Consider the following 22522-nt stretch of genomic DNA (forward strand, 5'->3'; position numbering starts at 1 on the left):
CAGCGTAGGCGCGTCGGGACGCGACGGCAGGGCGGCACCCGCAACACGTCATGCGACGGTCCAGCCGTCCCGCTGTCGCCGCACGAGCCCCTGGAGCTCGGCGAGCGCGAGCGCATCGGCCGCCGCTGCCACCGACAGGCCCGACCGACGAGCCGCCTCCAGGTCACCGATCGGCCGTCGCCCGAGCGCGTCGAGCACCCGGACGACATCGGGATCCTCGACGGACGAACGCAACGGGACGGGCTCCTGCGAGTCCGTCCCGGCGTGGAACCCGAGTGCGGCCCGTGCCGGGTCGGAGGGCTCGACGGCGAGCTCCGCACGCCGGTCTGCGACGAGACGGTGGCACCCCACCGACGCAGGCGACGAGAACGCGCCGGGGACAGCGAACACGGGGCGTCCGAGCTGTGCGGCGTGGTTCGCCGTGTTGAGCGCCCCGGATCGCGCGGCGGCCTCGACGACCACGACCGCATCGCCCATGGCGGCGATCATCCGGTTCCGGGCGAGGAAGCGCCACCGGGTCGGACGCGTACCGGGGGGCGATTCGGCGAGGAGCATCCCCTGTCGGCTGACGTTCCGGAGCAGTTCGACGTGTCCGACGGGGTAGAGCTGGTCGATTCCACCGGCGAGTACCGCCACCGTGGGGGCGCCCGCGGCGATCGCCACGCGGTGTGCGACCGCGTCGATCCCGTACGCTCCCCCGCTGACGACGGCGCACCCGTCATCCGCCGCCGACGACGTGATCTCCGCAGCGGCCTCTGCCCCGGCGAGGGTGTTCGCCCTGGCGCCGACGACCGCGAGCGTCGGCCGTTCGAACACGGGGGCCCCCCGACCGCGGCACCAGAGCACGAGTGGCGCATGGTCACCGAGGTCAGCGGTCCGCTCGGGCCAGTCCGGATCACCGGGCACCAGCAGCGTCGCACCGACCGCCTCGGCACGCTCCACCGCACGTGCGACTTCGGTGCGGTCGAGACGCGGGCCCCAGCGCCGCAGTCCGGCATCGACCGTCGCTTGCAGCCCGAGGAGTTCGTCGGGAGCCACGGCACCGACGCACGCACGCACGACTGCTCCGCCCCGGCCGGACGCCTCGGCGTACACGAGTTCCAGCGCACGCGCTGCCCCGAGCGCCCCCACGAGGGCACCGGCACCGGAGTCGCCGGGTTCCGCCAACGCACTCCACGCGACCCGCGCCACCACCTCTGCGTCCTCCGTCACCGACGCCACCGGCCGAACACCGCTGAGGTCCACCCCGCCGAGCGAGGACCCGCCCGTCACAGCGCGCTCCGGAGTGCCGCCGCAGCACCGACCTGGCGTCGCGCTGGCCGGTCGACGCCGTCGAGGTCCGCGATCGTCCACGCCAGGCGCATCACCCGGTCCCAGCCGCGCATCGTCAGCGTCCCCAGGTCGAGCGCCCGGTCGAGCACCGCGGTGGAACCCGGCTCGGGCCGACCGTCCCCGCGCAACCAGGTGCCGGGCACCTCGGCGTTCCTGGACCACCCGGTGCCCTCGAGTCGTTCGGCCATCCGCACCCGAGCAGCGGACACGATCCCCCTGGCCTCCTCGCTGGTCGGCGTCGTGCCGTCGGTCCTCCGCATCTCGGCCGTCGTCATCCGGTGGACGTGCACACGGATGTCGATCCGATCGAGCAGCGGCCCGGACATCCGCCCGAGGTACCGACGGACCGTCGTCGGGGTGCAGTCGCACGGCGGCCCGCCGAGGTCCGCCCGGGTGCCGGCGTTCCCGCAGGGACACGGGTTCGCCGCGAGGACGACCTGGCACCTGGCGGGGAACTCCGCCGCTCCGGCTGCCCGGTGCACCGTGATCCGTCCGGACTCCAACGGTTGCCGCAGTGCGTCGAGCACCGCGCGCGGGAACTCCGGCGCCTCGTCGAGGAAGAGCACACCCCTGGTCGCCCGGGAGACCGCGCCTGGACGGATCGTCCCGGAGCCGCCACCGATCAGCGCGATCGCCGAGGCCGAGTGGTGCGGTGCCTCCCACGGAGGACGCGTCGTCCAGGAGTGGGCGCCGAGGCCCGCGATCGAGCGGACGGAAGCGACCTCCAGCGCAGCCGGCGGATCGAGGTCGGGCAAGAGCCCAGGCAGTCGCTCGGCGAGCATCGTCTTCCCCGCACCCGGTGGACCGAGCAGCAGGACGTGGTGGCCACCGGCGGCGGCGACGAGCATCGCGCGGACCCCGACCTCGTTGCCGACGACGTCAGCGAGTTCGGCGGCCGGGGGTGGCAGTGCCGGTGTCGTGTCCGTCATCACCGGCTCGACCTCGACCGGAGGCAGCAGCGCACCGGCGTCGATCGCGGCGCCACGGAGCGAGTCGACGCCCGTCACCGCGACGTCGGGGACCGCCTGCGCCTCGGCGAGGTTACCGACGGGCACCACCACCCGGTCGGCGCCGGCGTCCCGTGCCGCGACGGTCATCGGGATCACGCCGGGGACCGGACGGACCCGGCCGTCGAGCCCGAGCTCCCCGATGTAGACGACGCGCTGTGACACACCCGGTGCCGTACCGGTGGCAGCGAGCACCGCCATCGCGATCGCGAGGTCGAACCCCGAGCCGCGCTTCGGGATCGCCGCCGGCGTCAGGTTGACCGTGATGCGTCGCGCCGGCAGCGGACATCCGGCGTTCGCCGCCGCCGACCGGACGCGTTCGCGCGCTTCGCCCAGCGACGTGTCCGGGAGCCCGATGATGCTGAACCCGGGGAGCTGACTCGTCAGGTGGGCTTCGACCTCCACCAGCCGCCCGCTGACCCCGAGCAACGCGACCGCTGCGGAGCGCCCGATGTCGGTCACGCGATCGCCTCGACGTGCTCGACGACCGCGTGGTCCCCCATCACGTGCACCGCGATCGCATCGAGCCGGATGCGGTGCGCGTGCTCGGTCGGGTGCGCCGAGAACCAGAGCGGCACGAGCAGCCGGAGCCGCGCGAGCTTCTGGGCGGTCAGGGCTTCGAGCGGGTGACCGGTCGAAGCGGTCGCGCGGGTCTTCACCTCGACGAAGACCAGGTCGGTGCCCTTCCGCGCGACGATGTCGAGTTCGCCACGGGCACAGCGCCAATTGCGGTCCACGACGACGTAGCCCCGCTGTTCCAGCCAGTCCGCGGCGATGGATTCACCACGCGCTCCCAATGTCCCTGATGTCATGGGGCAAGCGTCGCCACCGGGTGCGACCGTCCGACCACGAATCGGAACTCTGTGCAGAAAATGCCGAAGCAATCGACCTGTGGAGGAACGACGAAGCCCGGTCGACCGTGATGATCGACCGGGCTTCGGGGACAGGGACTAGTGCGCCGCTGCGTACGCTTCCTGCACCTGGGTCGAGATACGACCGCGCGAGGAGACCTCGTAACCGTTCTCCTTGGCCCATTCACGGACCTTCGCGAGCTCTTCGGAATTACCGCGCTTCGGCGCCGACTTCGGGGCACCGGTGCCGCCGGTCCGGCGGCCGCTCACCTTGCGAGCGGCGGCGACGTAGTCGGAGATCGCCTCGCGGAACTTGTCGACGTTGTCGTTCGACAGGTCGATCTCGTAGGTGGATCCGTCGAATGCGAATTCGACGGTGCGTCCGTCACCCGGGGTGATCGGCGAGTCATCGAGATCGTCGACGAGCTGGACGGTGACCTTCTGTGCCATTGTGGCCTCCTGGCGCGTGGGGAAATTGAAATCCCGGCCAGAGTATCGCGGATTCCGTCCACCCGTGAAAAGGACAGCGCGTTTCCCAGCAATTCGGTCGAATTGACGATCACTCGTCGAGTGCGAGTTCCTTCGGCAGTTCGAGTTCTCGCGTGGTGAGTTCCTCGACATTGACGTCCTTGAACGTCAGCACCCGGACGGACTTCACGAAACGGTCGGACCGGTAGACGTCCCAGACCCAGACGTCGTTCATCGTCAGTTCGAAGTAGAAATCGTGCTCGGTGTCACGCCGGGCGAGTTCCACCTCGTTCGCCAGGTAGAAACGGCGCTCGGTCTCGACCACGTATCGGAACTGCGACACGACGTCGCGGTACTCACGGTAGAGGGCGAGCTCGACCTCTCGGTCGTAGTCGTCGAATTCGTCGTCATCCATTGCGCCCACAGTCTACGGCCGACGACCCCTCCGGGGACACCAGCGCCGGAGCACTCAGCGAACGAGCCCGTCGACCGACCCCAGCGACTCGAACCCGTCCAGCGCCACGCTCGACGCCGCGTGCAGCCAACTCTTCCGGTGCAGCGGATGCGCACCGACCGACCGGATGGCGTCGTAGTGCGCGGTCGACCCGTACCCCTTGTTCGACGCCCACGCGTAGTGCGGGGCATCGTCGTGCGCCGCCACCATCAGCGCGTCCCGCTCCACCTTCGCGACGATCGACGCCGCCGCGACCGAGGCGCAGTCACGGTCGGCCTTCACACGCACGGTGACGTCGAGCGGCGACGACCCCGGGGGGAGCGCCCGAGACAGCCAGTCGAACGACCCGTCGAGCAGCACGACGGCACCGTCGAACGACACTCCCGAATCGGCCAGCGACGAGAGCGCCCGTGCACCGGCGAGCCCCAGCGCCGGCACGATGCCCTGCTCGTCCACGTAGGACGCCGATGCCATCCCGACGGCGGTCCGCGCCCACCGGGTGACGACCGGCACGAGCTCGGTGCGGCGGGCGGCGGAGACGGCCTTCGAGTCAGCGAGCCCCTGGGGCACGCGCCGGACGTCGATGGTCACCGCAGCGGCTCCGACGGCGACGGGGCCCGCGATCGCACCCCGCCCGACCTCGTCGACGCCGATGACCGTGACGCGTCCGGCGGCGAAGAACGCCTTCTCGACGCGCAACGACGGCCGCACCGCGCTCACCGGTCCTTCTCCTCCACACCCGCGAAGACGTCGGGGTAGTCGTCGAGCCAGGTCCACCGGCTCGTCGGCCACGAGATCACGAATGCACGACCCGTGACGTCCGACAACGGCACGAACCCCTTCGACGGCGTGTCCCCGTTGTAGCGGGAGTCCTTCGAGTCGTAGCGGTTGTCGCCCATCACCCAGATGGTGCCCTTCGGCACGGTGACCGAGAAGTCGGTCCCGGACGCACGGGTCTCGCCTGCAGGCAGCTTGAGGTACGGCTCCTTGACCGGGACGCCGTTGACCGTCATCTGTCCGAGGTCGTTGCAGCAGGCGACCTTGTCACCCGGCAGGCCGATCACGCGCTTGATGAGGTGGTCGTCGCTGTCACCGGTGCCGAGACCGACCTGCGTGAGGAGCCAGTCGATCGCCTTCGCCGGCTGCGACTGCGGCGTGACGTTCGGCACCTCGGCTCCCGTCAGCCATCCGCCCGGGTCCTTGAAGACGACGACGTCGCCGCGCTTCAGCGAAACCGCGTCGGGAACGAGTTCGTTCACGATCACCCGGTCGTTGATCTGCAGCGTGTTCTCCATCGACGCCGACGGGATGTAGAACGAGCGGATCAAAAACGTCTTGACCAGGAACGAGACGAGCAGCGCTGCGACGAAGATGATGAGCAGGTCACGCAGGAAGGTGAGCACACCGTTCCGCTGTTTCGAGGAACGCGGCCGACGGCCCTCGGTCTCGGTCGTGTCGGTCATTCCACCCTCGAAGTCAAGAAACAGGGAGAGCCCCCCGTCGATGCACAACCGTACATCGACGAAGGGCCCGGAACGGCGATCCGCGAGCGGACCGTCGCTGTGAAGGCGATCAGTTGTCGCGCTTCTCCTTGATCTTGCGACGGGCCGCCTTGCCGCGGAGCTCGCGGAGGTAGTACAGCTTCGCGCGACGGACGTCACCGCGGGTGACGACCTCGATGTGGTCGATGATCGGCGAGTGCACCGGGAACCAGCGCTCGACGCCGACCTGGAAGCTGACCTTGCGGACCTTGAAGGTCTCGCCGAGGCCGTGGCCCTGACGGCCGATGACGACACCCTGGAAGACCTGGATACGCGAGCGCGTGCCTTCGATGATGTTGACGTGGACCTTGACGGTGTCGCCCGGGCGGAAGTCCGGGACGTCGGTACGCAGCGACGCTGCGTCGACGGAGTCGAGGAGCTGGCTCATGATTGGGTCACTCTCTGCGGACGCACACGGGTCGCCGCGGATCGGTTTCGGAAAAGAAGTGGTGTGTGCCCGGTGTCGGCGACTCCCCCGTGGCAGAGTCCAGCCAGGGCACGGCTATCGATTCTGCCACAGAAGAGCCGAGACACGAAACGCGGCAGGATGGACGCATGATCGAACTCCGCACCCCCGCCGAACTCGACGGACTCCGGGTCGCCGGCCGTTTCGTCGCCGACGTGCTCGACGAACTCCTCACCACCGTGGACGTCGGAGTGAACCTGCTCGACCTGGACCGAGTGGCCGCACGGATGATCGCGGAGCGTGGTGCCGTCAGTTGCTACGTGGACTACCACCCGTCGTTCGGCAACTCCCCGTTCGGCAAGAACCTGTGCACCTCGGTCAACGATGCCGCGCTGCACGGACTCCCTCACGACTCCGTCCTGCAGGACGGCGACCTCGTGAGCATGGACTTCGCGGCGAGCGTCGACGGGTGGGTCGCGGACTCCGCGGTGACCGTGCAGGTCGGCACCCAGGACCCCGAGGACCAGCGGCTGATCGACACCGTGGAGCGGGCACTGGCCGCCGGCATCGCACGGGCCACACCTGGTAACAAGCTCGGCGACGTGTCCCACGCCATCGGCGCCGTCGCACACGAGGGCGGCTACGACGTGAACCTGCAGTTCGGCGGGCACGGCGTCGGTCGGACGATGCACGGCGAGCCGCACGTCCCGAACGACGGCCGCCCCGGACGCGGACTGAAGCTCCGACCGGGGCTCGTCGTCGCGATCGAACCCTGGCTCATGCAGGGCACCGACGAGCTCTACCAGGACGACGACGGCTGGACGCTCAAGAGCGTCGACGGCTCGCGTGCCGCGCACGTCGAGCACACCGTCGCGGTCACCGCGGCGGGCCCGGAGATCCTGACCCTGCGTCGCGCCCAGCGCGCGGACTGACGGACGGGAGGCTCGTGGCGGCCTGGCCACGAGCCTCCCGTCCGATGCGCGTTCCGTCCCATCGCGCCCGCCCTGGAAAGCCGAATCGCGCGTCGGTGGCCGAAAAAATCGACCACCTACGCGCGATTCGGCCTCCTACGCGCGATTCGGCCCGCTACGCGTCCGGCAGCAGGTCCGGCCGGACGCGCCGCGTCCGCTCCACCTGCTGCTCGTGGCGCCACTCGGCGATGCGCCCGTGGTGCCCGCTGAGCAGGACCTCGGGGACGTCCAGATCGCGCCACGACGCGGGCTTGGTGTACGAGGGGTACTCGAGCAGGCCGTCCTCGTGCGATTCCTCGACGAGGGACTCCGGGTTGCCGACGACACCGGGGACGAGTCGCCCGACGGCCTCGATCATCGCCATCGCCGCGACCTCGCCACCGTTCAGGACGTAGTCGCCGAGGGAGAGCTCGACCACCGAACACCGCGACGACGCCCACGAGAACACGCGGGCGTCGATCCCCTCGTACCGCCCGCAGGCGAACACGAGGTGGTCCGAGTCATCAGCCAGCGACCGGGCGATCGACTGCGTGAACGGCGTGCCGGCCGGCGTCGGGACGACGAGCGTCGACGACCCGTCCGGCCGCAACAGCGCCGAGAGCGCCTGGGCCCACGGCTCCGGCTTCATGACCATCCCGGCACCACCGCCGTACGGGGTGTCGTCGACGGTGCGGTGCCGGTCGGTCGTCCACTTCCGCAGGTCGTGCACGTGCAGGTCGAGCAGCCCGCCCTGTCGTGCCTTGCCGAGGAGCGAGACGTCGAGCACCCCGAAGAACTCCGGGAAGATCGTGACGATGTCGATGCGCACGGGGCTAGGAGATCGTCTCGGGGCGCGACGTGTCCTCGGGGTCCTCGAACAGACCCGTCGGCGGTGTGACCGTCACGGTGCCGCCTGCGATGTCGACCGCGGGGACGATCGCGCCGACGAAGGGCACGAGCACCTCGCCACGGTCGGGGGTGTCGACGGCCAGCAGGTCCTGCGCGGGCAGGTGGTCGACGCGGGCGACCGTCCCGACCTGGACGCCGTCGCGCATGACACGCAGGCCGACCAGCTGGTGGTCGTACCAGGCGTCATCTTCGCCGGTCTCCTCGGAGGGGTCCTGATCGACCCAGAGGATGGCCCGTGCGAGGGTCTCGGCGGCGTCGCGGTCGGCGATCCCGGTGAAGAACGCGACCGGGTGGCCGTTGTACCAGCGGAGCTCGTCGATGGCGATGGTCTTCCCCGACCAGGGAGAGTCCTCGGGGACCTGGAGCGTGAAGACCGCTCCGCGCGTGAACCGACGATCCGGGTCGTCGGTGTAGAGCTCGAGCTTGAGACCGCCCTTGAGCCCGTGCGCCTTGGTGATGCGACCCACCCGGAGCTGGGTCGCCTCGTCAGGAATCGGTGTCGACCACGTCGACCCGCACCCGCTTGCCATCGGCGAGAGCCGTGACGAGGGTGCGGAGCGCCTTGGCGGTCCGACCGGCGCGTCCGATCACGCGGCCGAGGTCCTCGGGGTGCACACGCACCTCGAGGACCTCGGCCCGCGCGGAGGTGGAACTGGCGACGCGCACGTCGTCAGGGTGATCGACGATCCCCTTGACGAGGTGCGTCAGCGCGGATTCGAGCAAGGAATTACGCCTCGGTCGTCTCTGCGGCGTCGTCTGCCGACTCGGTCGGAGCGGCCGGGGCCTTCTTCTCCGACTTCGGCTTGAGGACGGCCTTCTTGGCGGTGTCGACGACGAAGGCCTGCTTCGGCTCCGCGACCTTGACCTTGGACTCGGTGTCCTTCTCGCCCTTGAACTTCGCCCAGTCACCGGTGAGCTTCAGCAGCGCGGCGACCTGCTCGGTCGGCTGCGCGCCGACGCCGAGCCAGTACAGCGCACGCTCGGACTCGATCTTGATGACCGAGGGCTCCTCGGTCGGGTGGTACTGACCGATCTCCTCGATGACGCGACCGTCGCGCTTGGTGCGCGAGTCGGCGACGACGACACGGTAGTACGGCGCCCGGATCTTACCGAGACGCTTGAGACGGATCTTGACAGCCACAAATGCTCCTGTTGCGTGTTGTTGTGGTTGAACCGGAACCGCGGGCGTGGGGGCACGCGCGGTGAAAGCTCGAGAGATTCGTGTACCGCTGGATAGAGGGTCGAGCGGACACGATTCGACCGTTCATTCTTGCAGGTTTCGCGGCGAGAAGCGAGTCGGGACGCGCCGTCACGGTGCGAGTGCGCGGACCGCCTCGAGTGCCTCGGACGTCGCGCGCACCGCGTCGACGCTCCGCGCGTCGCGCGCACCGCCCACGATCGCGTACGGCACGCCGGCGGCCTGGAGGCCCGGCTCGAGTCCGGCGGCACCGTCCCGGTCCGCGTGCACAGCGGTCTCCTGCCCCGCGCAGATCACGACGGAGTCCGCCGGGATCATCCGCTCGGCACCGTCCTCGTCGCGGATCCAGAGCGCACCGGGTTCGATCCGCAGGTACTCCTGGACGCCGCCGACCATCCGGACGCCCGCGTCGCGCAGCCGACCGAGCGCGACCCAGCGGGACGTCAGGCCGACACCCTGCCCGAACTTGCCCGAACGGCGGAGCACGGTGACCTGGTCGCCCGGCCGCAGCGTGCGCGACGCGACCGGCTGGCGCTGCGGCAGGTCTCCCACGACGTCCTGCGCGACCGGGACGTCCCACCGCTCGGCGAAGGACGTCGCACGGACCGCCTCGGAAGGCGACTCGGTGAGGAACGCCGCCGTGTCGACGCCGATGCCGCCGCCGCCGATGATCGCCACGGTGCCCGCGGGGACGCCGTCACGCAGGGCACGCTCGTACGTCAGGACGTGCGGCAGCTCCGCTCCCGGGATGTCGACGACGCGCGGGACCACACCGGGCGCGAGGACCACGGCGTCGCTGTCCACCAGGTCGGCAGCGGTGGCGGCACGTCCGAGGTGCACGGTCGCACCGCGGTCGTCGAGCTCGGCCCGGGCGGCACGGACGGTCGCGGCGTAGTCCTCTTTCCCGGGGATCAGCGCGGCGAGGCCGAACTGCCCGCCCAGCTCCGGCGCGGCCTCCCAGAGCGTGACGTGGTGGCCCCGGCGGGCTGCGTCCACGGCCGCGGCGAGCCCGGCTGGCCCACCGCCGACGACGTCCACGCGCTTGGGGTCGGTCGTGGGACGTGCCGGGAACGCGACCTCGCGCGCGGCGCGGGGGTTCACCAGGCAGGAGACCGGCTGCCCGACGATCGAACGATCGAGGCACGCCTGGTTGCAGCCGATGCAGGTGTTCACGAGCTCGAAGCGTCCGGCGAGGGACCGCGACACGAGCTGTGGGTCCGCGAGGAACGGGCGAGCGAGGGCGACGGCGTCGATGAGCCCGTCGGCCAGCACGGTCTCGCCGTCGCGGAGGTCGGTCATGCGGTTCGAGGCGATGACCCGCACGTCCGGGTACGCCGACGCGCGGACGACACGAGCGATCCGGGACGCCTGGGTCAGCCATGCGCCGTGCGGCACCGCGGCCTGCACGGTCGGTGTCCGGGACTCGTGCCACCCGATGCCGACGGAGATCCCGTCGAGCCCGAGCGGCAGCAGGTCGTGCACCAGGGCGTCGACGTCGTCGTCGGTCGAGGACCCGGGCATCAGGTCGGCACCGGACAACCGGATCGTGACGGCGATGTCCGGCACCGCTGCACGCACTGCCTGCACGACGGCGACCGGGAACCGCCGGCGTGCCGCTGCCGAACCACCCCACTCGTCGTCGCGGAGGTTCGTGAGCGGCGAGTGGAACTGGTTGATGAGGTAGCCCTCGGACGCCATGATCTCGACGCCGTCGAAGCCGATGTCCCTGGCGGATCGCGCGGCCGCGGCGAAGTCGGCGATCGTCCGCTCGACGTCCGCTGTCGTCATCGCCTCAGGGACGACCCCACGGGCGGCTGCCCACGGCAGCGCCGACGGGGCGATCGCGCGCTGCGGCTCGCCGTTCCGGTCGGTCATCCCGCCGACGAGCGCGTACCGCCCGGCGTGGAAGAGCTGCGCGAGGATCGTGCCGCCCGACTCGTGCACGGCGTCGACCGCCACGCGGAACCGCTCGTCGGCACCGTCGACGCCGAACACCGCGAAGTCCGGGCCGCCCCGGGCCTCGTCGTTGACCGCGATGCCGCCGGTGATGATGCACGCGGCTCCCCCGGCCGCACGTTCACGGTAGAACGCCGCCATCCCGGCACCGCCGTCGTCGTGCACCTCGAGTCCGGTGTGCATCGACCCCATGACCACCCGGTTGGGCAGGTGCAGCGGGCCGAGCGTCCACGGGGACGCGACGGTTGCGACGGCGGTGTCGGCAGCGGCGGTCGTCATGGTCAGGAAGCGTCCGACGCCGGGGGCAGCACGGCGTCCCGTAGCGGCGAGGTCGTGTCGGCCCAGTACGGCGGCGCGATGACGGTCAGCCCGCCGTCGACCGACAGCACCTGCCCGGTGATGTACGACGCCTTGTCCGACAGCAGGAAGTCCACGGCGTCGGCCATGTCGTCCGCGGTGCCCGGGCGCTGCAGCGGGAGCTTCTCGTAGACGGTCTCGATCGGCGCCTGGCCGGGGACCTTCGTGTAGAAGTACTCGAGCGAGTCGGTGTCGATGAGGCCGCCGTTGACCGCGTTCACGGTGATCTGGCGCGGGCCGAACTCGACCGCCATGTACTTCATGTAGGACTCGCTCATCGCCTTCGCGGCGCCGAGCGCGGCGTACGTCGGGAAGGCGCGGAGCGAGCCGTACGAGGTGACGACGACGATGCGGCCGCCCTTGTCCATGAGCTCGGCGGCACGCTGGGCCCCGAGGACGAACGAGCGGGCGTTCGTCGCGTAGCTGCGGTCCAGGTGGTGCAGCTTCAGGTCCGCGACCGGCTTGAAGGCGCTGGCCGCGGCGTTCGCGACGAAGTAGTCGAGGCGTCCGTACGTGTCGCGCACCAGGTCGAACAGGGCGTAGATCGACTCCGGCTGCTCGATGTCGACCTGCGCGGTGATGCCGTCGCCACCGGCCGCCTTGACGTCGGCGAGCGACTCCTCTGCGAGGTCGGCGTTGCCCTTGTACGTCACGACGACGGTCGCGCCGCGCTGGCCGAGCTTCTGCGCGAGCAGCCGGCCGATGCCGCGGGAGGCTCCGGTGATGAGCGCGATGGGTGCGGTGCTGTCGGTCACTTCAGTCCTTCTTGTTGCGTGAGCAGGATACGGACGGGAGGCTCGTGGCGGGCCCGCCACGAGCCTCCCGTCGGTTGCGTGGTGCCGCTAGAACCCGGCCTGGCCGGTCACGACGGCGCGACCGACGACCAGCTTCTGGATCTCGTTGGTGCCCTCTTCGAACCGCTGCGCACGGGCGTCACGGTAGACGCGCTCGATGGCGTTGCGCTTCCAGTAGCCCTGGCCACCGTGCACCTGGAGCGCCTTGTCGGTGACGCGGGCGAGCATGTCGACCGCGATCATCTTCGATGCGCTGGAGAGCGTGCCGGCGTCGGGGCGGCCTTCCTCGTACGCGCGGGCGGCCTCGAGCACGAGGGCTCGTGCCGCGGCGATGTCGGCGTAGTTCTCGGCGATGTAGAACTGGATCGCCTGGCGGGTGGAGAGCTTCTTGCCGAAGGTCTCGCGCTCGTTGGCGTACTCGACGGCGAGCTCGTTCGCACGCTCGGCGAGGCCCACGGCGCTCATCGCGACCGACACGCGGCTCGGGAGCAGGAAGCCTCCCAGTGCGACCTCCAGCCCCTGGCCCTCTTCGCCGAGCAGCGCGCTCGCGGGGATCGGGGTGTCGGTGAAGCGGAGGATCGCGTGGTCGGTGCCGCGGATGCCCATCGTGTCCGAGTCGTCGATCACCTCGGCACCGGGGAGCCCGGTGTTCGGCATGAGGAACGCGACGGTGCCGTCCTGGCCCGTCGTGCCCTCGAGCCGCGCCGCGATGAGCCAGTAGTCGCACTTGACGCCGAACGTGATGAGGTGCTTCTCGCCGTTCATCACGTAGGTGTCGCCCTCGCGACGGACCGTCGTGCGGATGTCCGCGCCGGTGCCGGCCGTGGCCTCTGTCAGCGTGAACGCGACGAGCTTGTCGCCGGCGACGGAGGGCTTGACGACCTGCTCGATCTGTTCCGGGCTCGCGTACGGCTGCATGGCGCGCCAGGTGCCGTTGATGACGTGCACGAGCATGCGGATCGACGCGTGCGAGCGCGACACGATCTCCATGATCTCGAGGTAGCGGGAGAACGGGATGTCCCGCCCGCCGAGCTCGGTCGGCGCCGCGAGGGACAGCCAGCCCTTGTCCTTGAGCTCCTGGAAGAGCTCAGGGCTCACCTGGCCGGTGCGCTCGATCTCGTTCGCCCAGTCCTCGCCGCGGCCGCGGACCCACTCGGTGACCTCGGCCTTGAGCTGCTGGAACTCGGCCTCGTTGAACGTGGTCATCTCGGTTACTTCTCCTTCGTCGCGACGAGCGCGGCAGCCTGCTCGCGCAGGACGTTCTTCTGGACCTTGCCGACCGCGTTCCGCGGCAGCTCGGCGATGTACTCGAGCCGCTCCGGCCAGTAGTACTTGGACACCCCGGACTTCTCGAGGTACTGCTGCATCGTCCGGAAGTCGAGCGGTTCACCCTCACGAGCGGACACGACGAACGCACAGGCGCGCTCCCCGAGGCGCTCGTCGGGCATCGCGACGATGGCGACGTCGGTGACGAGCGGGTGCTGGTAGAGCAGGTTCTCGATCTCGACGACCGGGATCTTCTCGCCACCGCGGTTGATGACGTCCTTGACGCGGCCGGTGATCGACAGGAAGCCCTTCGCCGACACCTTCGCGAGGTCGCCGGTCTTGTACCAGCCGTCCTCGGTGAAGACGTCGTCGGTCAGGTCGGGGCGGTCGAGGTACCCGTCGAACATCGTCGGCGAGTGCAGCTCGTAGTTGCCCTCGGTGTCGGCCGGCAGCTCGTTGCCCTCGTCGTCGACGATGCGGATCTTGATGCCGGGCAGCGCGCGGCCGTCGTGTCCGTAGGCGTCCGCCGGGTCGTCGGACGGGCTCGACAGCGCGCCGAGGCACGTCTCGCTCGTGCCGAACGCACCGAGGATCGCGGTGCCGAGCACGGTGCTGGCCCGCTGGGCGAGGGCGCGGGGAACCGCGGCTCCGGTCGGGACGAAGATGCGGAGCGCCTCGGGCTGCGGTGCACCCGCCTCGACCAGGTCGACCAGGTCGGTCAGGAACGGCGTCGCGCACTGCACGAAGGTCGCCCCGGCCGCACCGAAGGCCTGCTCGAGGGCGACGGTGCCGTCCCACACCGGCTGGATGACCTGCGGCGCACCGAGCCGGAACGCCAGCAGCATGCCGTAGAGGAAGCCGGTCTGGTGCGCGAGCGGCGACGGGATGTAGATCCGGTCGTCGCTCGTCAGCCCGGACTGCGCGACGTGCATCGCGGTGGCGAGGCCGAGCGTGCGGTGCGGGTGCTGCACGCCCTTCGGCTCGCCGGTGGTGCCCGAAGTGAACAGCAGCTGGCAGATGTCGTCCGGCGTCGGCGCGTGCGAGCGGATCTGCTCGACGTCGACCTGGACGCTCTCGAGCGCGGTGTCGAAGTAGCGCCAGTTCCACTCGCTCGCCGCGACGCGCTCGGCGGCGTCGGCGGGCAGCGGTGCCTGGTTGGTCGGGGTGTCGCCCTGACCGCGCGCTTCCGACCGGATCACGATGACGTGTTCGACCGAGAGACGGCGCTTCTGCGCCGTCGCCTCGTCGACCACGTCGAGGAGCTCGAGCGCTGGGCGACGCTTGCGGAACACGTTCGGCAGGAACACGACGCGGGCACGGGAGCGGGCCAGGGTCATCGTGGTCTCACGCGGGCCGAAGACCGGCATGATCGGCGTGGCGACGGCACCCATCTGGATCGCGCCGAGGGTGATCGACACGAACTCGCGCCAGTTCGGGAGCTGCATGGCGACGGACTCGCCACGGCGCACACCGAGCTCGAGGAGCAGCGCGGAGACCTTGTCCGCCTCGTCCTGGAGCTCCTTCCAGGTCGTGTTCACGGGTTCGGGGCCGCCGACCTCGATCACGGCGAGGCCGTCCGGGTCGGTCTCGGACAGCGTCCGGACCTTCTCGGAGAGCACGAGCGGGTCGGCGTCGACGCCGGTGAGCTCTGGCAGGTCAGCGGCACGGGCCGCGGCGTCGGTGTCCTCGCCGAGGTCGGTGTGCTGGTTCGACACGTCGGCACGGTCGGCGCGGGTGTCAGCTGCCGCCATCGCCGCCTCGGCGTCGCCGACCTCCATCTCGAGGCCGACGGAGTTCATCGCCTCGAGGAACGTCGGGTAGGAGATCCGGTACGCACGCGGATACGTGAGCGCGGAGACCCCGTCGGCCTTCGACGCGGCGACCGCGAGCGACATGAGCACGCGGTGGTCGTTGAACGACGACATCGACGCGCCGTGCAGCTCACCGGCACCCACACCGGTCACGCGGAGTTCGTCGGCGCCCTGCTCGGCACGTCCACCCATCCGGTTCAGCTGCAGCATGGCGGCGACGCGGTCCGACTCCTTGAGCCGGATGTGCGCCACGTTCCAGAGCCGGGTCGTGCCCTCGGCGAAGGTCGCCATCGTGGACAGGATCGGCAGGAGGTCCGGGATCGGCTGGCAGTCGATGTCGAGGGGCTTCAGCGGGGAGCCGTCGTGCTCGATCCGCACGAAGCCGGTCTCCTCGTCGATGCGCATCGGGACGCCCATCGCCGTCGCGAGGTCGAGGAACTCGCTCTCCGGGTGGTCGGTGTCCGCGGTGGTGAACGAGGTCATGCCGCGGAGCAGCACATTGGACTCGCGGATGCCGGCAGCGGCGATGCCGAAGGCGGCGGAGCCGATGTCCGGCGGGATGACGTAGTCGTGCGGGGTCGCCTGCTGGTTCGCCGGGATCCGGTACTCGAGCCAGTCGTCGGAGACCTCGACCCGCAGGCCGAACTGGCGCATCATGCGCACGGTGAGCTCCACGTACGGCTGCTCGTTGAGGCGGCCGCCCGTGATGTGGATGCGTGTCTCCTCTTCCGCGAAGGGCGCGACGAGGAGCAGGCCGGAAATCCACTGCGAGAGCGTTCCAGCGATCGTGACGTCGCCGCCGCGCGGGCGCTTCGGCTGGACGGTGACCGGCGGGCAGTCGTTGGTCGCTTCGAGCTCGACGCCCATCTGGGTCAGCGAGGTCAGCAGCGCCTTGATCGGTCGGCGCTGGAAGTACTTCATGCCCGACAGGGTCATCGGCTTGTCCGCGAGGGATGCCAGTCCGGTCATGAAGTAGAGCGTCGTACCCGACGAGCCCATGTTGAGGACGCCGTCGGCGCCGCGTGACCCGTGGTCGACGACGTCGGTCGCTTCGTACCGCCCACCGAGCCCGGTGACGTGGTACTCGTTCCCGCGGCGCTTGATGTCGATGCCGAGGGCACGGAGGGTGCCGACGGTCCACTCGACCTGCCGTGTCGTGCTGATCCCGGAGACGATGCTCGTCCCCTTCGCCAGCGACGCGAGGACCAGCGCGCGGTGCGCGTGGTACTTCGAGACCGGGATGTCGAGCTCTCCGATGAGCGGGGCAGAAGTACCTCGTACGACCAGCTGCATGCGTTCCTCTTCCCTGTTGAGCGCTTCTACGGTAGTCCTGATGGGGAAATCCTGAGAATCGAAACCGCACGATCGGGACGAGCGTTCCTTGTGCGTGTCCGACAAGGATCCGGGCAGGATGTTCAGCATGGACATCCGCTTCACCGAGTCCCCGGCATCGACCATCGGCGTCGAGTGGGAACTCCCACTGGTCGACCGCGACACCGGCGACCTGACCCCACGAGCCCCAGCGGTCATCTCCGCCGTCCGCGAGCGGCTCGGCTCGCACGAACAGGTCACCGAGGAGCTCCTGACCAACACGGTCGAGGTCGTCACGGGCGTCCACCACACCGTCGGGGGCGCGACGAACGAGCTCTCCGGCATCATCGGCGAGGTCATCGACGCCGCTGAACCGCTCGACGCGCAGGTCATGTGCTCCGGGACGCATCCGTTCGCGGTGTGGGACCAGCAGGAGATCACCCCCGACAGCGAGCACTACACGACGCTCATCGACCGCACCAGGTGGTGGGGCCGCCAGATGCTCATCTGGGGTGTGCACGTGCACGTCGGCATCGACGACCGCGACAAGGCGCTCCCGATCCTCGGCGCCATGCTCGCCTACGTCCCGCACGTGCAGGCGTTCACGGCGTCCAGCCCGTTCTGGGCCGGCACCGACACGGGCTACGCGTCGAACCGGGCCCTCATGTTCCAGCAGCTCCCGACCGGCGGACTCCCGCCGCAGCTCGGCGCGTGGGCGAACTTCGAGGAGGTCGTGGGCGACCTGACGCACACCGGCGTCATCGAGGGCGTGAAGGACCTGCGGTGGGACATCCGGCCGTCGCCGCAGTGGGGCACGCTCGAGAACCGGGTCTCCGACGGCATCTCGACCCTGCACGAGGTCGGTGCCGTCACCGCGCTCGTGCAGTGCCTCGTCACCGCCTGCTCGGACCGGCTCGACGCCGGCGAGACCCTGCCGACGATGCCTCCGTGGTTCATCCGCGAGAACAAGTGGCGCGCGGCCCGCTACGGCATGGAGGCGGAGATCATCACGAACGCCGCCGGCGACGAACGGCTCGTCACGGACGAGGTGCACGACCTCGTCGAGCGACTGGACCCGATCGCGGAGCGGCTCGGCTGCCAGGAGGAACTGCACCACCTCGACACGATGATCGAGCGCGGGGCGTCGTACCAGCGGCAGCTCCAGGTCGCGCAGGAGAACGACGGCGACCTGCGCGCGGTCGTCCGCCACCTGGTCGGGGAGCTGCGCGACTCCCTCTAGCCGCCCCGACACGGACGGGAGGCCCGGTGCCAGCTGGCACCGGGCCTCCCGTCCGTCTGGTGGTCGCGCCTAGCGACCCAGGAACTTCTGCAGGCTCGCCAGCTCTTCCTCGGTGGGCGCCTTGCCGTTCTTGCCGCCACCGAGGCCGAGGCCGGAGCCCTTCGGCGCCTGCTGCGGCGCAGCAGCCGCACCGGCGGCGAGGGCCGCACGCTTCGCGGGGTTGCCGACCTTCTTCTTCTTGCCGCCGCCCTGCTGCTGCTTCTTGCCGCCGTGCATGCCGGGGATCGGTCCCATGCCGGGCATCTGCGGGACGCCACCACGGGCGACGGTCTTCATCATCTTCGCCGCCTGCTCGAAGCGGTTCACGAGCTGGTTGACCTCGGTCACGGTAGAGCCGGCACCGCGCGCGATGCGGAGACGACGCGAGCCGTTCAGGAGCTTCGGGAGCTCGCGCTCCTGCGGGGTCATCGACTGGATGATCGCCTCGGTGCGGACGATCTCGCGCTCGTCGAAGTTGTCGAGCGCCTCGCGCATGCCCTTGGCGCCGGGGAGCATGCCGAGCATGCCCTTGATCGAGCCGGCCTTGCGGAGCTGCTGCATCTGCTGCAGGAAGTCGTTCAGCGTGAAGCTGTCCGTCGCGATCTTGTCCGCGACCTTGCGGGCCTCTTCCTCGTCGAACGCGCCCTGGGCCTGCTCGATGAGGGACAGGATGTCGCCGAGGTCGAGGATGCGGCTCGCCATGCGGTCCGGGTGGAACGGCTCGAAGTCGTCGAGCGACTCACCCGTGGACGCGAACATGATCGGGCGCCCCGTGACGCTGGCGACCGACAGGGCAGCACCACCGCGGGCGTCGCCGTCGAGCTTCGACAGGACGACGCCGGTGAAGTCGACGCCTTCCTGGAACGCGCGCGCCGTGGTGACGGCGTCCTGACCGATCATCGCGTCGATGACGAAGAGGACCTCGTCCGGGTCGACGGCCTTGCGGATGTTCGCCGCCTGCTTCATGAGCTCGGCGTCGACACCCAGTCGACCGGCGGTGTCCACGATGACGGTGTCGTACTGCTGGTCGACCGCGGCCTTGATCGCGTTCTTCGCGACCTTGACCGGGTCCCCGACACCGTTGCCGGGCTCTGGAGCGAAGACGTGCACGCCGGCCTGCTCGCCGACGACCTGGAGCTGCTGCACGGCGTTCGGCCGCTGGAGGTCCGCCGCGACGAGCATCGGCGTGTGGCCGTCCTTCTTGAGCCACTTGCCGAGCTTGCCCGCGAGGGTGGTCTTGCCGGCACCCTGCAGACCCGCGAGCATGATGACCGTCGGCGGCTTCTTCGCGAACTCGAGCCGCCGCTGCTGGCCGCCGAGGATGCCGACGAGTTCCTCGTTGACGATCTGGACGACCTGCTGCGCCGGGTTCAGTGCCCGGTTGACCTCGTCGGAGAGGGCACGCTCGCGCACCGATGCGGTGAACGCCTTGACGACCTCGAGCGCGACGTCCGCGTCGAGGAGTGCCCGGCGGATCTCGCGGACGGTGCCGTCCACGTCCGACGGGGAGAGCCGTCCCTTCGTCCGCAGGTTGCGGAAGGTCTCGGTCAGCCGATCAGAGAGGGATCCGAATTGCGCCATGATCCGACGATTCTACAGGCCCCGTTCCGCAGCGTCCTGTCACGCCGATGCGGGCTTGTTGGACGGAGTCCAGAAACGTCGTACGCTCGGAGCATGCCGGAACTCGAGGTCCTCCGTCCGCCAGGACTGCTCGACTACGCCGAGGGGCTCGCACTGCAGCGGACGCTCCACGCCGACGTCGTCGCTGGCCGCTCCCCCGGGGCACTCGTCCTCTGCGAGCACCCCTCCGTGTACACGGCCGGTCGACGCACCGAGCGGTCCGACCTGCCGACGGACGGCTCCCCCGTGGTCGAGGTCGACCGGGGCGGACGCATCACCTGGCACGGGCCCGGGCAGCTCGTCGCCTACCCGATCGTCCGGCTCGCCGACCCCCTCGACGTCGTGGCGTGGGTGCGCGACCTCGAGCAGGTCATCATCGACGCTGCAGCCTCCGCCGGGGTCGTCGCCGAACGGGTCGACGGCCGCAGCGGAGCCTGGGTCAGGAACCCGTCCGGCACGTTCGACAAGGTCGGCGCGATCGGCCTGCACGTCGCGGAAGGCGTCACGAGCCACGGCATCGCGATCAACTGCGGCAACGCGCTCGACGCGTACGCCGCGATCGTGCCGTGCGGGATCGCCGACGCCGGCGTGACCACCCTCGGCGCGGCGGCAGCGCGAACCGTGACCGTCGACGACATCGCCGACACCGTCGCACGTCGAGTCCAGGACGCGCTCGACGGCATGCACACCGGCGCACGCATCAGCGGCGCCGTCATCAGCACAGCCGAACGGATCCCCGCATGACCCTCGCTCCAGAAGGCCGCCGCATGCTCCGCGTCGAGGCCAGGAACGCCGAGACACCGATCGAGACCAAGCCGGCGTGGATCAAGACCCGCGCGACCCAGGGTCCGGAGTTCAAGGAGGTCTCCGCCCTGGTCAAGTCCGAGCAGCTGCACACCGTCTGTCAGGAGGCCGGGTGCCCGAACATCTTCGAGTGCTGGGAGGACCGCGAGGCGACGTTCCTCATCGGCGGTGCCCAGTGCACCCGCCGGTGCGACTTCTGCCAGATCGACACCGGCAAGCCCGAGCCGCTCGACCGTGACGAGCCCCGACGCGTCGCGGACTCCGTCGCCAGCATGGGCCTGCGCTACGCCACGGTCACCGGTGTCGCACGCGACGACCTCGACGACGGCGGGGCCTGGCTCTACGCGGAGACCATCCGGGCGATCCACGAGCACTCCCCCGGCACCGGCGTCGAGATCCTCGTGCCGGACTTCAACGGCCGCCCGGACCAGCTCGGGCAGGTGTTCGACGCCCGCCCGGAGGTCTTCGCCCACAACGTCGAGACGGTCCCCCGCATCTTCAAGCGCATCCGTCCGGCCTTCCGGTTCGAGCGCTCGCTCGACGTCATCACGCAGGGGCGCGACGCGGGCCTCGTGACGAAGTCGAACCTCATCCTCGGCATGGGCGAGGAACGTGCCGAGATCGAGGACGCCCTCCGGCAGCTGTACGACGCCGGCACCGACATCATCACGCTCACGCAGTACCTCCGTCCGTCGCCCCGGCACCTGCCGGTCGCGAGGTGGGTCAAGCCGGAGGAGTTCGTCGAGCTCCGCGAACTCGCCGAGGACATGGGTTTCGCGGGGGTCCTCGCCGGTCCGCTGGTCCGGTCCTCGTACCGTGCCGGACGGCTCTGGGCCCGAGCGACCGTCGCGCGCGGCGGCACGGTGCCGGCGCACCTCGCGCACCTGGTGGACGCCCCGGTGGGCCGCCAGGCGGTCTAGCGCCGGCCACGGACAGACGGGAGGCCCGTCACCAGCTGGTGACGGGCCTCCCGTCCGCGTGGTGCCCGTTCAGGGCACGCTGCTTGCTACGCGCGACCGCGGATGCTCCGCAGCAGCCAGCCGATGACGGCGAGGATGATGAGGACGATGCCGACCCAGAGCAGGAACTTCAGTGCACCGACGAAGATGCCGCTGAAGAGCAGGACGAGGCCGACGACGATCGCGATGATCAGGAGTGCGGGCATGTGAGGGCTCCTTCCGTGTACCTGGACGATCCCTGTACTGCCGAGACGGTACCCGGAATCAGCCGACCAGGTTCTGCACGAACACGTGCGGGGTGAACCCGGTCAGGTCGTTGATGCCCTCGCCCTGCCCGATCAGCTTGATCGGGATGCCCGTCTTCTCCTGCACGCTCAGCACGAACCCGGCCTTCGCGGAGCCGTCGAGTTTCGTGATGACGAGCCCGGTCACACCGGCACCCTCGATGAAGGCCTGCGCCTGCGCGAGCCCGTTCTGCCCCGTCGTCGCGTCGAGCACGAGCAGGACCTCGGAGATCTCGGTCTGCTTCTCGACCACGCGCTTGATCTTGCCGAGCTCGTCCATCAGCCCGGCCTTGGTGTGCAGACGACCCGCGGTGTCGATGACCACGATCTCGGTGCCCTCTCGCATGGCCTTCTCGACGGTCTGGTACGCCACCGACGCCGGGTCCTGGCCGGGTTGGGCGGGGCGGACCACGTCGACCCCGGCGCGCTGGGCCCACGTCGCGACCTGCTCGACCGCCGCCGCACGGAAGGTGTCCGCCGCGCCGACGAGCACCGTCCGGTCGTAGGTCTTCAGGAACTTGGCGAACTTGCCGATCGTGGTCGTCTTGCCGACGCCGTTCACGCCGACGACCAAGACCACCGCGGGACGCGCGCTGAGCTTCAGGGTGGTGTCGAGCTTCGAGAGCCGTTCCTCGAGCACCTCGCGGAGCATGCGCTGCAGGTCGGCGGGGTCGGTCGTGCCGTAGCGATCGACGCGGGCGTGCAGGTCCTCGATGATCTCCTCGGAGATGTCCGGGCCGAAGTCAGCGCCGATCAAGGCCGTCTCGAGGTCGTCCCATGTCGTCTCGTCGATGGTCTTCCGCTGGAAGAGCCCGCGCAGCCGGGAGGACAGTGACCAGGAACTCGCCATGTTCCCAGCTTAGGGCGCGGCGGCTGATGCCGGTCCCCGGTATGCTCGGCCTCACGAAGGGGAGTATTCCCTCTCGGTGACCCCGTCAGTACGGTCCGGAACGATCCGGACCCGG

General features: G+C 70.0%; 23 protein-coding genes. 4 read left to right on the forward strand and 19 right to left on the reverse strand.

Features of this window, described 5'->3' with window-relative positions; translation table 11 throughout:
• Positions 1 to 48: 48 nt before the first annotated feature.
• From dprA to rplS, 8 genes are all read right to left on the reverse strand, one after another.
• On the reverse strand, positions 49 to 1212 hold the full coding sequence (dprA, locus tag QK288_RS13765) for a DNA-processing protein DprA (RefSeq protein ID WP_281264860.1): 1164 nt from the start codon (positions 1210 to 1212) through the stop codon (positions 49 to 51).
• Positions 1213 to 1268: 56 nt separating this feature from the next.
• Complete coding sequence (locus tag QK288_RS13770) at positions 1269 to 2801, reverse strand: YifB family Mg chelatase-like AAA ATPase (RefSeq protein ID WP_281264861.1); 1533 nt, start codon at positions 2799 to 2801, stop codon at positions 1269 to 1271.
• Positions 2798 to 3151 carry a YraN family protein gene (locus QK288_RS13775; RefSeq protein ID WP_281264862.1) on the reverse strand — a complete coding sequence of 118 codons (354 nt, stop codon included), beginning with the start codon at positions 3149 to 3151 and terminating at the stop codon, positions 2798 to 2800. Before QK288_RS13775 ends, QK288_RS13770 begins: the two co-directional genes overlap by 4 nt.
• A 138-nt stretch (positions 3152 to 3289) precedes the next feature.
• Positions 3290 to 3640 (reverse strand): Lsr2 family protein, encoded by a 351-nt coding sequence (locus QK288_RS13780; RefSeq protein WP_281264863.1) that lies wholly within the window; start codon positions 3638 to 3640, stop codon positions 3290 to 3292.
• A 109-nt stretch (positions 3641 to 3749) separates the two neighbouring features.
• Positions 3750 to 4073, reverse strand: coding sequence for a DUF2469 family protein (locus QK288_RS13785; RefSeq protein WP_214978948.1), 324 nt, complete (start codon positions 4071 to 4073; stop codon positions 3750 to 3752).
• A 54-nt stretch (positions 4074 to 4127) separates the two neighbouring features.
• A complete protein-coding gene (locus QK288_RS13790) occupies positions 4128 to 4832 on the reverse strand; it encodes a ribonuclease HII (RefSeq protein ID WP_281264864.1) in 705 nt (234 codons plus the stop codon).
• Positions 4829 to 5575 carry a signal peptidase I gene (lepB, locus tag QK288_RS13795; protein ID WP_281264865.1) on the reverse strand — a complete coding sequence of 249 codons (747 nt, stop codon included), beginning with the start codon at positions 5573 to 5575 and terminating at the stop codon, positions 4829 to 4831. The genes QK288_RS13790 and lepB overlap by 4 nt, the downstream gene beginning before the upstream one ends.
• A gap of 109 nt (positions 5576 to 5684) precedes the next feature.
• Positions 5685 to 6041: a 50S ribosomal protein L19 gene (gene rplS, locus QK288_RS13800; RefSeq protein WP_144765525.1), complete on the reverse strand. Its 357-nt coding sequence runs from the start codon at positions 6039 to 6041 to the stop codon at positions 5685 to 5687.
• A 167-nt stretch (positions 6042 to 6208) separates the two neighbouring features.
• On the opposite strand from rplS, the gene map reads away from it, so the two are divergent.
• Complete coding sequence (gene map, locus QK288_RS13805) at positions 6209 to 6991, forward strand: type I methionyl aminopeptidase (protein ID WP_281264866.1); 783 nt, start codon at positions 6209 to 6211, stop codon at positions 6989 to 6991.
• Positions 6992 to 7145: 154 nt separating this feature from the next.
• Here map and trmD read toward each other — a convergent pair whose 3' ends face one another.
• The 8 genes from trmD to aroA all read right to left on the reverse strand — a co-directional run bounded on the left by trmD (position 7146) and on the right by aroA (position 16593).
• Positions 7146 to 7838, reverse strand: a complete 693-nt coding sequence (gene trmD / locus QK288_RS13810; RefSeq protein ID WP_281264867.1) for a tRNA (guanosine(37)-N1)-methyltransferase TrmD — start codon at positions 7836 to 7838, stop codon at positions 7146 to 7148.
• A 4-nt stretch (positions 7839 to 7842) separates the two neighbouring features.
• Positions 7843 to 8448, reverse strand: coding sequence for a ribosome maturation factor RimM (rimM, locus tag QK288_RS13815; protein WP_281264868.1), 606 nt, complete (start codon positions 8446 to 8448; stop codon positions 7843 to 7845).
• Positions 8405 to 8641, reverse strand: coding sequence for an RNA-binding protein (locus QK288_RS13820; protein WP_281264869.1), 237 nt, complete (start codon positions 8639 to 8641; stop codon positions 8405 to 8407). Before QK288_RS13820 ends, rimM begins: the two co-directional genes overlap by 44 nt.
• 4 nt (positions 8642 to 8645) lie before the next feature.
• Positions 8646 to 9059, reverse strand: coding sequence for a 30S ribosomal protein S16 (gene rpsP / locus QK288_RS13825; RefSeq protein WP_281264870.1), 414 nt, complete (start codon positions 9057 to 9059; stop codon positions 8646 to 8648).
• Positions 9060 to 9227: 168 nt separating this feature from the next.
• Complete coding sequence (locus tag QK288_RS13830) at positions 9228 to 11351, reverse strand: FAD-dependent oxidoreductase (RefSeq protein ID WP_281264871.1); 2124 nt, start codon at positions 11349 to 11351, stop codon at positions 9228 to 9230.
• Between the two features lie 2 nt (positions 11352 to 11353).
• Positions 11354 to 12184, reverse strand: coding sequence for an SDR family oxidoreductase (locus tag QK288_RS13835; protein ID WP_281264872.1), 831 nt, complete (start codon positions 12182 to 12184; stop codon positions 11354 to 11356).
• A gap of 87 nt (positions 12185 to 12271) precedes the next feature.
• Positions 12272 to 13429 (reverse strand): acyl-CoA dehydrogenase family protein, encoded by a 1158-nt coding sequence (locus QK288_RS13840; protein WP_281264873.1) that lies wholly within the window; start codon positions 13427 to 13429, stop codon positions 12272 to 12274.
• 5 nt (positions 13430 to 13434) lie between these two features.
• On the reverse strand, positions 13435 to 16593 hold the full coding sequence (gene aroA / locus QK288_RS13845) for a 3-phosphoshikimate 1-carboxyvinyltransferase (RefSeq protein ID WP_281264874.1): 3159 nt from the start codon (positions 16591 to 16593) through the stop codon (positions 13435 to 13437).
• A 118-nt stretch (positions 16594 to 16711) separates the two neighbouring features.
• Between aroA and QK288_RS13850 the strand changes: the two genes are divergently transcribed.
• A complete protein-coding gene (locus QK288_RS13850) occupies positions 16712 to 17851 on the forward strand; it encodes a glutamate--cysteine ligase (RefSeq protein WP_281264875.1) in 1140 nt (379 codons plus the stop codon).
• 69 nt (positions 17852 to 17920) lie between these two features.
• Here the strand turns inward: QK288_RS13850 and ffh are convergent, their stop codons facing one another.
• Positions 17921 to 19471 (reverse strand): signal recognition particle protein, encoded by a 1551-nt coding sequence (gene ffh / locus QK288_RS13855; RefSeq protein ID WP_281264876.1) that lies wholly within the window; start codon positions 19469 to 19471, stop codon positions 17921 to 17923.
• A 93-nt stretch (positions 19472 to 19564) separates the two neighbouring features.
• On the opposite strand from ffh, the gene lipB reads away from it, so the two are divergent.
• The gene (gene lipB, locus QK288_RS13860) at positions 19565 to 20254 is read left to right on the forward strand and encodes a lipoyl(octanoyl) transferase LipB (RefSeq protein WP_281264877.1); all 690 of its coding nucleotides are present in this window, start codon (positions 19565 to 19567) and stop codon (positions 20252 to 20254) included.
• The gene (gene lipA / locus QK288_RS13865; RefSeq protein WP_281264878.1) at positions 20251 to 21234 is read left to right on the forward strand and encodes a lipoyl synthase; all 984 of its coding nucleotides are present in this window, start codon (positions 20251 to 20253) and stop codon (positions 21232 to 21234) included. The genes lipB and lipA overlap by 4 nt, the downstream gene beginning before the upstream one ends.
• A gap of 86 nt (positions 21235 to 21320) precedes the next feature.
• Here the strand turns inward: lipA and QK288_RS13870 are convergent, their stop codons facing one another.
• Positions 21321 to 21479 (reverse strand): hypothetical protein, encoded by a 159-nt coding sequence (locus QK288_RS13870; RefSeq protein ID WP_281264879.1) that lies wholly within the window; start codon positions 21477 to 21479, stop codon positions 21321 to 21323.
• Between the two features lie 58 nt (positions 21480 to 21537).
• On the reverse strand, positions 21538 to 22407 hold the full coding sequence (gene ftsY / locus QK288_RS13875; RefSeq protein ID WP_281264880.1) for a signal recognition particle-docking protein FtsY: 870 nt from the start codon (positions 22405 to 22407) through the stop codon (positions 21538 to 21540).
• Between the last annotated feature and the right edge of the window lie 115 nt (positions 22408 to 22522).

Source organism: Curtobacterium sp. 9128 (assembly GCF_900086645.1).
In the GTDB taxonomy this organism is placed as follows: domain Bacteria; phylum Actinomycetota; class Actinomycetes; order Actinomycetales; family Microbacteriaceae; genus Curtobacterium.

Coding starts and splice junctions, on each gene's coding strand:
- QK288_RS13785 (WP_214978948.1), bottom strand. CDS start 4,073: ATGGATGACGACGAATTCGACGACTACGACCGAGAGGTCGAGCTCGCC.
- rimM (WP_281264868.1), bottom strand. CDS start 8,448: ATGGCAAGCGGGTGCGGGTCGACGTGGTCGACACCGATTCCTGACGAG.
- lepB (WP_281264865.1), bottom strand. CDS start 5,575: ATGACCGACACGACCGAGACCGAGGGCCGTCGGCCGCGTTCCTCGAAA.
- ffh (WP_281264876.1), bottom strand. CDS start 19,471: ATGGCGCAATTCGGATCCCTCTCTGATCGGCTGACCGAGACCTTCCGC.
- map (WP_281264866.1), top strand. CDS start 6,209: ATGATCGAACTCCGCACCCCCGCCGAACTCGACGGACTCCGGGTCGCC.
- lipB (WP_281264877.1), top strand. CDS start 19,565: ATGCCGGAACTCGAGGTCCTCCGTCCGCCAGGACTGCTCGACTACGCC.
- QK288_RS13870 (WP_281264879.1), bottom strand. CDS start 21,479: ATGCCCGCACTCCTGATCATCGCGATCGTCGTCGGCCTCGTCCTGCTC.
- QK288_RS13850 (WP_281264875.1), top strand. CDS start 16,712: ATGTTCAGCATGGACATCCGCTTCACCGAGTCCCCGGCATCGACCATC.
- QK288_RS13780 (WP_281264863.1), bottom strand. CDS start 3,640: ATGGCACAGAAGGTCACCGTCCAGCTCGTCGACGATCTCGATGACTCG.
- ftsY (WP_281264880.1), bottom strand. CDS start 22,407: ATGGCGAGTTCCTGGTCACTGTCCTCCCGGCTGCGCGGGCTCTTCCAG.
- QK288_RS13830 (WP_281264871.1), bottom strand. CDS start 11,351: ATGACGACCGCCGCTGCCGACACCGCCGTCGCAACCGTCGCGTCCCCG.
- QK288_RS13775 (WP_281264862.1), bottom strand. CDS start 3,151: ATGACATCAGGGACATTGGGAGCGCGTGGTGAATCCATCGCCGCGGAC.
- aroA (WP_281264874.1), bottom strand. CDS start 16,593: ATGCAGCTGGTCGTACGAGGTACTTCTGCCCCGCTCATCGGAGAGCTC.
- rplS (WP_144765525.1), bottom strand. CDS start 6,041: ATGAGCCAGCTCCTCGACTCCGTCGACGCAGCGTCGCTGCGTACCGAC.
- lipA (WP_281264878.1), top strand. CDS start 20,251: ATGACCCTCGCTCCAGAAGGCCGCCGCATGCTCCGCGTCGAGGCCAGG.
- QK288_RS13840 (WP_281264873.1), bottom strand. CDS start 13,429: ATGACCACGTTCAACGAGGCCGAGTTCCAGCAGCTCAAGGCCGAGGTC.